The organism is Chamaesiphon sp. (assembly GCF_041737865.1).
Lineage (GTDB): Bacteria > Cyanobacteriota > Cyanobacteriia > Cyanobacteriales > Chamaesiphonaceae > Chamaesiphon.
This window is the reverse complement of sequence record NZ_JBGSQZ010000065.1, coordinates 1-12,609: the sequence shown is the minus strand read 5'-3', so window position 1 is coordinate 12,609 and position 12,609 is coordinate 1. Positions and strand designations below refer to the sequence as shown.

The following is a 12,609-nucleotide window of genomic DNA, read 5'->3' as shown; positions in this document are numbered from 1 at the left end:
CGAGCAGCGGCAACGTCCGGTTTATGCCGCAGTCATCCCGACAGCAGAATTAGAGAGTTACGTGCGCGAGCATTACCATCAACTCAGCTATAATTTCGATCGAGAAACAGGTAGTACGATCAATCCCGTACTCAAGACTTTTAATGTCGATAGACTCGATAAATTGCCCGCACGAGCGGCAATAGATGTGGCAATGGGATTTAGTGCTAATAAATTCATCGGCAAGTCATTAGCAGAAGCTACAACCCGTACCGATTTATACGTTGAAGCCTATGGTCGAGCAGCTAACTCTCCAAGTTATACCGCCGAGGATGTGGTGATGGTGACGGGAAACCGTTTTATCAACAAGCAGATCGGTCGGGAAGTCATGGGTAAATTCTTTCAAGCAGAATATTTGCCCTTACTTAAATCAGCACGGAAAGCTGGGGCAACAATTGTTGTAGGTAATGGCAATAGTATTGACGCACTTACCAAACAATATTTAAGCGATTCAGGCTATGCGATTCTAGACCATCCCAGTGGCTACGCGGAAGCAGTTCCCCAAGGACGCGCCGTAGAACGCCAACAGCAGCTAAAACAGACGATCGAAGTAACTCCAGCCCCAGTAGGAGTAATAGAACCGGAAGCTAAAAAGAAACGCACCACTAAGGCTAGATCGTCTGAGACATCTAAAACGGCTAAATCTGCCAAATCCGATTCTCCGAAGGAGAGGCTTCGCCAACGGGCATCAAAGATAGATAAAATCGATAAAACTCAGAGCCAAATTGCAAGTACAGAAAACAAATCATCCTTATCTAACGATAGCTACGCTGTCCTGTCGGATCGAGAAGTGACGGAGATTATAACCGAACCAACACTAAAAGTAGAACAAACCAAGAAAACATTAAAAAGCTTATGCGAACCGTTAGAGGCTGCAAAATTAGATGATTACGTGCCATCGGGCAAACAAGAGGCATTAGTAAATTGAAAATATGCCGTTACATTTTGTAGGCAGTACGCGAAATCAAGCTGGTAAAAGTTGGTTTATCAGGGCGGCAATCGAGTATTTACGGCAAAACTCGCCAGTAGTAATGATCGATGCTAGTGCTGATAAGTTAGTAGGAGAAATTTATAATCCAAGCCTCAATTACAATTTTAACCTTAGATTCGATTGTCATAGTATCGAGGCAGATTGCCTGATTGAAATTGCCGATTGTGGAGTTACTGCAATTGTCAAAATTCCAGCTTATGATAATTTGCATTTTGAGAATTGGATCGAAAATATTGAGATCGATAGACTGGACATACCAATCTATTATTGGCATATTAATAGCGGATACGAGCGATTACCCACTAAGATTATCAAAGTATTTGGCACTCATTTTTTTATAGTTGACAATGAATATTACCTTAATAGTTTAAGTCGAGACGAGTGTGAATATCGAGATATTAAAAGGTTGTCCATGCAGAAATTTGGAATTTCAACAAAAGATACTAGAGAGATCGAACTCACAAAAAAGGGTTTGGTAGAGCTAACTTTAGATATGCCTACAATATCTCGCACCCGAATTCATCGTTTTCTTCGCACAATTTTCACTAGCATAGAAAAATTGATTACAGTAGAGGCTAAAATATATTAGTATTCATTAGGAATCTTCGTTAAATCATGTTGTTACCAGAGAATAGATGACCAAACATCCAAGTGTTCGAGAAGAAACCGAAAGCTGAAGCGGTTCCGGCAGATACATAACTCGATTCTGTCGATCGCGAAAGCAAACTGGGCGCAACTCTCCACCGATCGTAAGTCAATAACTCGCTGCCAAGCGGAATATACGATGGGGGCTTCGGGCTTCGCGACCAAGCGCGTCCGATCGCCATAATTTAGTTGGTGGAGAGCGATGGGTTTGCTCATTACATTGACTTAGTTCCAAGTAATTACTTGGAACTGCTCAAATCGCTCATAACTATTATTCAGTAACAGTTACACGAAATATATTCTCGAATGTAAATTAGATTGAATAAAGCTGGAATGTCTATCTAGTAAAGATTATCGTGATTAATTTAGTTCCAAGTAATTACTTGGAACTAATAAATTTCCTACAACTCATGCCCAGCAAAGCTTTTATTGAATATTTTCTCTCAAACGAAGGTCGCATACAGTCGTACTGTTAACGGCTAGAACTGTTATATAGCAATAATTTAATCGATTTAAGACAGTTCCAAGTAATTACTTGGAACTATAAAGATAGCTCAAAACCACCTCTAGCTGTACATTTCCGGCGATTAGCACTTTTACTGCTGCCACCTGTTCTGGTCGAACGGAGACAGTATGGGACTTGTACTTACCATCTGATTCCTTTTGCTTATAAGTGAGGTGCCAAAACCAATGAAAGACGTTGTGAGCGTCACGTTCGACACTTACCAACGGATATTCCTGAATCTGTCCGTTCTGTAGCTTTTTCTTCTTGGTGCGCTGACACAGCGTTCCACTGCGACCAGGTACGCGATCTCCACGTAGCTTCATTTATAATGGTTAGTGAAATATTTTTGTTTTGAGTAGTAACTAAATTAGTTATTACTCTTTAGATCTAGATCCCGTCAAGGTGTTGTAAGCACGGAATGGGGTGATAAATTGGTTTACCCAAGTCCAGACAAGTCCTGAAAATTCGTTACCTAACCAGATTTGATAACGATCGTCACCGTGAGGGATAACGTAATCGGTATAGTCTTGAAGATCGATGACTTCAATCCCAAGTAGATTTAGTGTCTCAGCTTCGATTAAATCGGCGGGAACGGTGGCAATACTCGATCGAACGATAGTTTGTTTGTGGCATGATGGTGATTGAGATTTACTCGTGGTGATTCTTGCGGGAAGAGATTGCAAACTTTGGTCGGGGCGCAATCTCTTTGTCGTATCTGTGAACCGTTTACCGTTGTTAGGGTGGCGGTGGTTCAGCCCTTCGCCCATACATATAAATTTATCAGATTTTCCATATTACGTCAACTGTCTAGTTTACAGTTTACGCAAGTAAGTACAAACTATGCCAGCACTGTTATTTCTAGATCGACCTAGATTAATTTAGTACCTAATATGTCCTCGATCGCTCTCACCAAGTCGATACTCACTGCATCTAGCCGATTGTTTTCCAACTGGCTCCAGTATTGCCGACTGACTTTAGCCAAGTCCGCACAAGACTGGATGCTAAGTTCGGCAGCTTCTCTAGCTGATTTGATCCGTAGGTGCAAATCGGGGAATTCTGTTTCGGTCTTAACGATCTCCCTTACCAACATACGATCTGATATATTAACTCTTGTTTTATTGTCGCCTGTAAACTTGACGATTTTCATTATGCTCTTGCTTTGGCTTATACTGTGCTTTGGACAATATCCATAATTAGTGGTGGCGATTCCCCAAGGGGGACGCTCCGCGATCGCCTAGTACGAGAGATAAATGACGAACGACCAAAAGAAACAATTAGAAGCTCAACTTTGGAATATTGCTGACTCGCTGCGGGGCAAGATGAATGCCGATGAGTTTCGAGACTACTGCTTGGGGTTTATTTTCTATAAGTACCTCTCGGAACGTCAGCATCTTTTCGCCAATGGGATCTTGGCTGAGGATGGGATTGATTTTCTCACGATCGATGAGTCGTCACCACAGGGGCAAGAATATCTAGAGGCAGTCGCGGAGGAATCGATCGCAGAATTGGGTTATTTTCTCAAGCCATCTGAGTTGTTTGGTTCCCTGGCTAAACGGGCGTTAGGCAATCAGGTGGATACAGATAAGGACGAGATTAGCGACGAGGAGTTGGAAAAGAGTTCGATCTTTATCTTGGGAGATTTGACAGAGGTTCTGAATAATATCGAACGCTCGACGATGGGCAATGAAAGCGAGGAGGATTTCGACCACTTATTTGAGGATCTGGATCTGACTTCGACGAAGCTAGGGCGGACTCCCAAGGCAAAAAATGCCCTAATTGCCAAGATTCTAGTTCATCTGAATAAGATTGATTTTCGGTTGGATGACTCGGAAAGCGATGTACTTGGGGATGCCTATGAGTATCTGATCGGGCAGTTTGCTAGTGGTGCAGGGAAGAAAGCGGGGGAGTTTTACACGCCGCAGCAGGTTTCTAAGGTATTGGCGAAAATTGTAACCACGGGGAAGGATCGGCTGAAGTCGGTTTATGACCCAACTTGTGGATCGGGTTCGCTGTTGTTGCGGGTGGCGCGGGAAGTAGAGTCGGTGGGGGATTTCTACGGGCAGGAGATGAACCGGACGACTTACAACTTGGCGCGGATGAATATGATTTTGCATGGGGTGCATTATCGGAATTTCGATCTGAAGCAGGAGGATACGTTAGAGCATCCGCAGCATAAGGGAATGCGGTTTGAAGCTGTGGTGGCAAATCCACCGTTTTCGGCGAATTGGAGTGCAAATAAGCTATTTGAGTCAGACGACAGATTTAGTCAATATGGGAAGTTAGCTCCAACTTCCAAGGCTGATTTTGCGTTCGTGCAGCACATGCTCCACCATCTGGATGAAAATGGCACGATGGCGGTGGTGTTGCCCCACGGGGTGTTATTTCGCGGCGGAGCGGAGGGGCATATTCGCCAATATCTAATCCAAGAGCGGAATTGGTTGGATGCGGTGATTGGCTTACCTGCGAATATTTTTTATGGGACGAGTATCCCGACTTGTATTCTGGTGTTGAAGAAGTGCCGAGAGCAGCCGGAGGATGTGCTATTTATTGATGCGAGTTCCACCGACCATTTTGAGAAGGTGAAGAATCAGAATTATTTGCGGGATGAGGATGTAGAGAAGATTATCACGACTTATCGGGAACGGTTGGCGGAGGATAAATATAGTTGTCGGGCGAGTCTCCAGGAAATTGCGGAGAATGATTTTAATCTGAATATTCCACGCTATGTGAATACGTTTGGGGATGAAGAGGAGATTGATTTAGGGTTTATTACTCAAAAATTAGCTCAATCTCAAAAAGATCTTGAGTCTGCTGATAAGATAATCCGTGAATTTTGTGATGAGTTGGATTTACCTTTTCCTCATGGTTGTAATCTTCATTTGCTACAAATCTATAGACAGGGTGTAATGCAGAAATTATTTTCTCGACAAATTCGATTTCCTGAGTTTAAAGATGCTTGGATTTATCCTACTTTAGGAAAAGTTACTAAATATACTAAAGGATTTGCTTTTAAATCTGAGGCTTACTTGAATAGCGGGGTTCGTATTATCAGAGCTTCTGATCTTGATAGTCAAAAAATTCGTCAGGAAAATCAAAAAATTTATATCTCCCAAGAATTGGCTGAAAACGAAAGAATTAAAAAGTATAGGATTTGTAAAGGAAATATAATCATTTCAACAGTAGGATCTAAGCCGGAATTACGATCTTCGGCTGTTGGTCGAGGTATCTATGTTAACAATGATGGTGAAGGACTTTTGAATCAGAATTTACTGAAATTTGAAAACATTGAAGGCATTAATAACAGATTCTTGTTTGGTCAAATTAATACTCCTCGTTATATTGATTATATTTCTTCAATTCAGAGAGGAAATGCTAATCAGTCAAATATCACGGTTGAAGATCTTCTCAATTATAAAATATCTTTTACAAGTTTAAAAGAACAAGAAAAAATAGCTAATTTTCTAACAGCGATCGATCAAAAAATTGATGCGGTATTTCTACAGACCCAGAAAACGGAACAATAAAAAAGGGGCTGCTCCAAAAAATGTTTATGTAACCGACAATCTATGGATAGCTTAAAAAGCCTAATCACTCGCAATCTAGATGTGTTTCCAGATTTTGAATACTATATTCCCATTATTGAGAAAGCAGAACGAAATCAAGAACTTCATCCAGATATTACAGTTGAGTGTTGCTTATCTCTAATTCAAGGTATTTCTAAGACTATTATTCTTGACTTAGATGAAAAAGCAGATCCAATAAAATTAGAGAATGATAATACAGAATCTCGCGCTCACCATCAATTTAAAAGAGCCACAGAATTACTTAAAGTAAATGATGATATTTACGAAACTGCTTTTACTGGCTCATATTCTGGATTAATCCACATCCTTGGTAATCTAAGAAATACTAGAGGTGATATTTCCCACGGTCGAGCAGTTCCCAAAGTATTGCGAAGTGATGTTGGACTAGCGAGACTAGTTATGGAAATAACTGATAGCTTACTACGCTATACACTGGCTTCATTCTTTGCTATTAATCTAGATAAAAAGGTACAAGAGATTGAAATGATATCTCAAGAAGAAGACCTAATTAGATATGAAGAAAATCCAGGTTTCAATGAATTACTAGACGAAGAATATTCCTACGAGGGAAAAGTACTCTACAGTCAAGCATTGCATAAACTATACTATGAAGATTATGAGATTCAGCTAAAAGATTTCCTTTACGAACAAGAACTGCTAGCAACAGAGTAAAACACCATGACTAAGACCGAACCATAACTGGAACAAAACCCGCTCGATTCCTGAACATTTTCTTTTTAAGGCAGATTTAGTTATGAAAATCGTTTCTATAAAAATTAAAAATTATCGAGTCTTTGAATCCCTAGAAATCAAAGATATTCCAGCCTTCTGCGTTATCATCGGAGCCAATGGTACGGGCAAATCTACCCTATTCGATGTTTTTGGTTTTCTCCGCGATGCCCTCAAAAACAACATTCGTCAAGCCCTTCAGATCCGAGGTGGATTTAATGAAGTCGTCACTAGAGGCAAAGAACAAGAGGATATCGAAATAGAACTAAAATTTCGGATGAAAATTCTGGAGACAGAACGCCTAGTTACATATAGTTTAATCATTGGACAAGAAAAAGGACGACCCGTAGTAAAAAGAGAGATCCTTCGCTACAAGCGGGGCGAATACGGTTCCCCATACCACTTTTTAGACTTTCAGCAAGGTACGGGATTTGCAATTACCAACGAAGAAAACTTTGAACAGACTGACGAAGAATTAGAACGCGAAGAACAGCAGCTCGAATCTAGCGATATTCTGGCAATTAAAGGACTAGGGCAATTTCAACGCTTCAAAGCCGCCAGTGCCTTTCGTTCCCTGATCGAAAACTGGCATGTCTCTGACTTTCATATCAGCGATGCTAGAGGCAGCAAAGATATAGGTTATGCCGAACACCTTTCCCCCACAGGCGATAATATGGCGGTGGTTGCCCAATATATTTTTCAAAACCATCCTGATATTTTCCAAACCATTCTCAACAAAATGCGCGAAAGAGTTCCTGGTGTTTCTAAAGTAGAAGCAAAAGAAACAGAAGACGGTAGATTAATTCTTAAATTTCAAGACCAAGCATTTAAAGACCCCTTCATCGATCGCTATGTTTCGGATGGCACCATGAAAATGTTTGCTTATTTAATCCTGCTCTTCGATCCTACACCCCACCCTTTACTGTGCGTCGAAGAACCCGAAAACCAACTCTATCCCAGTTTGCTCCACGAACTCGCTGAAGAATTTGCTAGCTATGCTCACAGAGGCGGACAAGTCTTTGTTTCTACCCATTCGCCTGACTTTCTTAATGCTGTGCCCCTAGAAAGTATTTTCTGGCTGACAAAAGTACAAGGCATTACCAAAATTTTTCGAGCCAGTGATAGCGAAATTCTGAATAACTTAGTAAAAGAGGGAGATCTACCTGGATATCTCTGGAATCAAGGCTGGTTTGAAGGAGTGGCTCCCTGATGGTTTATGACCTGATTTTTTTACTCGAAGAACCTTCGATGAAGACGGTGCTAGAGACTATCCTCCCCAAATTAATTCCTGAGCAGATTACATATATCTGTATTGCCCATCAAGGTAAGCAAGATCTCACTAAATCGATTCCGAAGAAGATCAAAGCTTTTAGCTTTAAACCTGAAACAAAATTTGTGATCGTTCACGACCAAGACTCTCATGACTGCAAAAAGCTCAAAGCCGATCTATTGCAGCTTTGCCAACAAGCAGGGAAACCAGACGCAACGATCCGGATTATTTGTCATGAATTAGAATCCTGGTTTCTCGGAGATCTTGCCGCTGTAGAACAAGCCTACAACCTCAAACCCCAAAGTCTGAGTAAAAAACAAAGTCAAAACAAGTTTCGCGACCCCGATCGACTCAACTCAGCGAAAGAGGAACTCAAAAAATTAGTTTCAGAATATTACCCTGGTACTCATTCTAAGGAAATCGCTCCCTATTTGTCCTTAACCGATAATAAATCTCGGAGCTTTCAAGTTTTTCTCGACGGTATCAATAAAATTCTCCCCTAAAGCACCATGACTCAATCAGAACTAGAACTAGAAGATAATCTGATTCAACGCCTGATGGGTCTAGGTTATGAACCAGTTAAAATCACTAATGCCGCAGATCTCAAAGCCAATCTCAAAACCCAACTCGAAAAACACAATCAGATTAAACTCAGCGATATCGAATTCAAACTAGTCCTCAATCACCTCGACAAAGGCAACGTCTTCGACAGGGCTAAACGCCTGCGGGACAAAATGGAACTCAGCCGCGACGATGGTTCCACCACTTACCTCGAATTCCTCAACACCGAACATTGGTGTCAAAACCAATATCAAGTCACCAACCAAATCGCCCAGCAAGGCAAATACAAAAACCGCTACGACGTAACCTTGCTGATTAACGGTTTACCCCTCGTCCAAATCGAACTCAAACGCCGAGGGCTAGAACTTAAAGAAGCCTTCAACCAAATTAACCGCTACCAACGCCATTCCTACGGTGCAGAGTTGGGGCTGTTTCAATACGTCCAAATTTTCGTCATCTCCAACGGTGTCAATACCCGCTACTACGCCAACAACCGCAAGCAAGAGTATAAACAAACCTTCTACTGGGCAGATCGAGACAATAACCTGATTATCCAACTCGAAGAATTCGCCGACAGCTTTCTGGAGAAATGTCATGTCTCCAAGATGATCTGTAAATACATCGTCCTGCACGAATCCGACAAAGTGTTGATGGTGCTGCGTCCCTACCAATACTACGCAGTAGAAGCCATTACCGAGCGAGTCAAGGATACCAATAAAAATGGCTATATCTGGCACACTACCGGATCGGGAAAGACCCTCACCAGCTTCAAAGCCGCCCAAATCCTCACCAGTCTGCCAAAAGTTCATAAAGTCCTGTTTGTAGTCGATCGCGCCGACCTCGATTACCAAACCAGCCGCGAATTTAATTTCTTCAGCCCCGACTGTGTAGACACTACCAATAACACCCAGCAACTCGTCAACCAAATGGCTGGCGATAGTCAACTGATCGTCACCACGATCCAAAAACTCAACGTTGCGATTAAAACATCACGCCATGAAGCGGCGATGGACAAACTTAAAGATCGGCGAATCGTATTTATCTTCGACGAATGCCACCGTTCCCAATTTGGCGAAACCCATAAAAATATCGTCAAATTCTTCCCCAATGCCCAAATGTTCGGCTTTACTGGGACTCCGATCTTTGCCGATAACGCTACTAGCAATGAACAGGGGAAACGCACCACCAAAGATTTATTTGAAGAGTGCTTGCATAAGTACGTGATTACCAACGCGATCGCCGATGAAAATGTCCTCAAATTTTCGGTCGAATACTGGGGCAAAATCAAACGCAAAGACGGCAGCCTAATTACAGAGCCAAAACTCGATCGCGAATTCTTTGACAATCCCGATCGGATTTCTCTAATTGTCGATTGGATTATTGCCAACCACAACCGCAAAACCCACGGGCGGAAATTCTCCGCCATGCTCTGTGTCAGTAATATCGATAGCTTACTCACCTATTACGCAGCCTTCAAAAGCAAACAACAGCAGGGTTTGCACGACTTACGCATCGTCACCATTTTTACCCCTGGCACCAATGAAGCAGACGCAGACGCTAACGGCTTAATTGGCGAACCCGATTTTGAGATCGGTACAGATAGTAGTCGTAGCCATAGCCGCGACAAGCTAAATGAATTTATCGTTGACTATAACCAAACCTACCAAACCCAACATTCAGCTAAAGATAGTCAGGCGTTCTACACCTATTACAAAGACATCTCCAAACGGATGAAGGATCGCGATCGGGAAGACTGTCAGGACAAGGATCGTGCTGATATTTTGTTAGTCGTCAATATGTTCCTCACGGGCTTTGATGTCAAAAAGCTTAACAGTCTCTATGTCGATAAAAACCTCCAGTATCACGGGTTAATTCAAGCCTATTCCCGTACTAACCGCATTTTGGGCGAACTCAAATCCCAAGGGAATATCGTCTGTTTTCGGAACCTCAAGGAGAATACCGATCGAGCCGTTGCCCTCTTTTCCGATCCCGATGCTAATGAAGAAATTTTCATCGAACCCTATGAGCATTACATTGAAAAATTTAATGAAGGTGTCCAAACACTCAAGGCGATCGCGGCTATTCCAAACGATGTCAATAAGCTGATTAGCGAAGACGACCAACTGGAGTTCGTCAAAGCCTTTCGGAATCTGATCCGGTTACTAAATGTCAGCCGATCGTTCACAGAGTTTAATTTTTCTGATCTGAATATCGATGAGCAAACTTTTGAAGACTATAAGAGTAAGTATTTAGACATCTACGATCGCACTCGAACTCGCACTGAGGAGGAAGGAGAATCGATTGTTGAAGAGATCGATTTTGAGTTGGAATTAATTCAGAGGGATGAGATTAATGTTGGCTATATTCTCAAACTACTAGCAAAACTCCAGCAAGATGTTAAGGACGATGCCACCCAGGAAAACTATCAGAAGCAGAAAGCTTCTATTCTGGAGCTAATTGGCAAAGAAGTCCAACTGCGGAGCAAACGGGATCTGATCGAGAAATTCATTGAAGAACGGATGATCGCCATCGAACCAGACCAGACGATCGAAAACGTATTTAAAGATTTCTGGAATCAAGAACGGGTTGAAGCAGTGCGGCAGCTTTGCATTGAGGAAAATCTCAATGCAGAAGCCGTCGATCGGATGATCGCCAACTATAAATTCTCAGGCAAGGAGCCATTAAGGGAAACCGTACTAAATGCTTGCAATGAAAAACCTAAATTATTAGAGCGCAAAAAAATCTTCGATCGAGTCATATCGAAATTACTCGACATCATCAACAAGTTTGATGACGCTCTTGGTGAGTTTGAAGAGGAATAAACGTTCACCCAGCAACGTTCTCAGCCTTAGCGTAAGTTTCTGTACAGAGGCTCATTTGACCCCTATTAGAATTCATGCAGCAGATGGGCAAGGAAGCAGCGGAGGAAATACCCTTGGGCATTCACTCCACACATACGGGAGATCTCGATGGCTTGTTCTTGGCATTCAGAGCGCGAGATCGGCATTTCTGGCACTTTTACCCCCGCATCGACGGTCGGTCTCGACCGAACCAAAACATCTGTTAGATGAAAAGCGGAAGATCTTCAAACTCCTACAGTGCAAAGCGGGGGACTTCCCCGATCCCGATACTCTACCACCAGTTCCCTTCGATAACGACATCTTCCCCGCCCTTGAGGGTGCGACTCACAATCTAATTGGTGAGATTGAGAAACGTCAGAGCGGCTTTCGGTTACAGCCAGCTTTGTCGAGGCTCTCGAATAAAATTAAGACGGCACTGGAACAAAGCAATGCCGATGAAATCGACTCAGCTACCAAAGAAAGATTATTGAGTGCAATCGTTAACTCCAACATTAAAAGCTACGAACGCGATCTCAGAGTAATTTGGGATGAGTATGTCGATTGTCGTGATTTAGAGCGATTTGTAACGGGGTTGGACGATTTTTTCGTCGATCGGGATCTTTATTTGGAAGTCGAAACCAAGGAGCGAAGTACCCTGGAAGCGATTCGATCGGAAGATATCACCTTAATTTGCTATCAATGGTTTGAGTCGATCGATTGAAACTTACATTTTTGGTTTAGGCTTAGTTATCTTTTTTGAACCTAGCTTGGCAGATTTATTAGAATTAACAGTATTTGCAAATTTTGTAGATTGACTTGCTTGAGATTTTAGTAAGTACGAATCACGATATTTATTTTTTGCCATTTCTCGTGACTCAAATTCTGCCCAACGACACTCGCTCGTGGGTAAGGTTATCGAAGGCTTAAATTTATCTTTAATCGTGCTGTCACCAGTTAATGCCGCAATTAATATTGCAATCAGATAACAACATTCATCCGGCTGTGTTACTACTTGTTTTTCTGAGAACCGGATCGTAATCCAGTTACCAGCAGCAAAGAAACGATCGCGGATCTTGTCTTTATCGTCATCGATGCAATGGTGTGGCTTGCCAGTATCACCAACATAAGGTTCATCGATTTCAATATCGAAGCTCAATCCACAAGACAGTTGAAGGCAAAAATCCGCACTATATGGCGCGTGAAAGCTTGGAATATTGAAACTATAGCTTGGTTTGAGAATTGACTCGAAGTATCTGATCAGATATTTATTAAATTCTGGTTCTGACGTTCCAACTTGTGCTGTAGAAATTCCATCATGCCCTAGAACTTTGCCGGATAGTATTTGCTGCCAGTTTGGAATTTGCAGCTCTTCTGAGACAATTATTTGGTTAGTTTCGACACTATTATTCTGGAGCGATTTCTCGATTGACTGTCGATTTAGCTTG

At 42.1% G+C, this 12,609-nt stretch carries 12 protein-coding genes and 1 pseudogene; 8 read left to right on the top strand and 5 right to left on the bottom strand.

Annotated elements, in window-relative coordinates:
• Both ACEW9J_RS04795 and ACEW9J_RS04790 read left to right on the top strand, forming a co-directional pair.
• The coding region (locus tag ACEW9J_RS04795) for a hypothetical protein (protein ID WP_373543999.1) at positions 1–967 on the top strand (967 nt) is incomplete at its 5' end.
• Between the two features lie 103 nt (positions 968–1,070).
• Positions 1,071–1,619, top strand: coding sequence for a hypothetical protein (locus tag ACEW9J_RS04790; RefSeq protein WP_373543998.1), 549 nt, complete (start codon positions 1,071–1,073; stop codon positions 1,617–1,619).
• A gap of 32 nt (positions 1,620–1,651) precedes the next feature.
• Here the strand turns inward: ACEW9J_RS04790 and ACEW9J_RS04785 are convergent, their stop codons facing one another.
• The 4 genes from ACEW9J_RS04785 to ACEW9J_RS04770 all read right to left on the bottom strand — a co-directional run bounded on the left by ACEW9J_RS04785 (position 1,652) and on the right by ACEW9J_RS04770 (position 3,327).
• Entirely contained in the window at positions 1,652–1,891 is a 240-nt protein-coding gene (locus tag ACEW9J_RS04785; protein WP_373543997.1) for a hypothetical protein, read from the bottom strand.
• Between the two features lie 315 nt (positions 1,892–2,206).
• A complete protein-coding gene (locus ACEW9J_RS04780; protein WP_373543996.1) occupies positions 2,207–2,503 on the bottom strand; it encodes a hypothetical protein in 297 nt (98 codons plus the stop codon).
• 51 nt (positions 2,504–2,554) lie between these two features.
• Complete coding sequence (locus tag ACEW9J_RS04775) at positions 2,555–2,947, bottom strand: hypothetical protein (protein ID WP_373543995.1); 393 nt, start codon at positions 2,945–2,947, stop codon at positions 2,555–2,557.
• Between the two features lie 101 nt (positions 2,948–3,048).
• The gene (locus ACEW9J_RS04770) at positions 3,049–3,327 is read right to left on the bottom strand and encodes a helix-turn-helix domain-containing protein (RefSeq protein ID WP_373543994.1); all 279 of its coding nucleotides are present in this window, start codon (positions 3,325–3,327) and stop codon (positions 3,049–3,051) included.
• 103 nt (positions 3,328–3,430) lie between these two features.
• Here ACEW9J_RS04770 and ACEW9J_RS04765 point away from each other — a divergent pair, with 103 nt between their 5' ends.
• The 6 genes from ACEW9J_RS04765 (at position 3,431) to ACEW9J_RS04740 (ending at position 11,885) form a co-directional block, all read left to right on the top strand.
• The gene (locus tag ACEW9J_RS04765; protein ID WP_373543993.1) at positions 3,431–5,704 is read left to right on the top strand and encodes a type I restriction-modification system subunit M; all 2,274 of its coding nucleotides are present in this window, start codon (positions 3,431–3,433) and stop codon (positions 5,702–5,704) included.
• Between the two features lie 42 nt (positions 5,705–5,746).
• Positions 5,747–6,436, top strand: a complete 690-nt coding sequence (locus ACEW9J_RS04760) for a hypothetical protein (RefSeq protein ID WP_373543992.1) — start codon at positions 5,747–5,749, stop codon at positions 6,434–6,436.
• An 82-nt stretch (positions 6,437–6,518) separates the two neighbouring features.
• A complete protein-coding gene (locus tag ACEW9J_RS04755) occupies positions 6,519–7,703 on the top strand; it encodes an AAA family ATPase (RefSeq protein WP_373543991.1) in 1,185 nt (394 codons plus the stop codon).
• Positions 7,703–8,266, top strand: coding sequence for a DUF4276 family protein (locus ACEW9J_RS04750; RefSeq protein ID WP_373543990.1), 564 nt, complete (start codon positions 7,703–7,705; stop codon positions 8,264–8,266). The genes ACEW9J_RS04755 and ACEW9J_RS04750 overlap by 1 nt, the downstream gene beginning before the upstream one ends.
• A 6-nt stretch (positions 8,267–8,272) precedes the next feature.
• The gene (locus ACEW9J_RS04745) at positions 8,273–11,146 is read left to right on the top strand and encodes a type I restriction endonuclease subunit R (protein ID WP_373543989.1); all 2,874 of its coding nucleotides are present in this window, start codon (positions 8,273–8,275) and stop codon (positions 11,144–11,146) included.
• A gap of 55 nt (positions 11,147–11,201) precedes the next feature.
• Positions 11,202–11,885 carry a hypothetical protein gene (locus ACEW9J_RS04740; RefSeq protein ID WP_373543988.1) on the top strand — a complete coding sequence of 228 codons (684 nt, stop codon included), beginning with the start codon at positions 11,202–11,204 and terminating at the stop codon, positions 11,883–11,885.
• A 3-nt stretch (positions 11,886–11,888) separates the two neighbouring features.
• Here ACEW9J_RS04740 and ACEW9J_RS04735 read toward each other — a convergent pair.
• Positions 11,889–12,609, bottom strand: a pseudogene (locus ACEW9J_RS04735) (hypothetical protein); the annotation flags it as partial.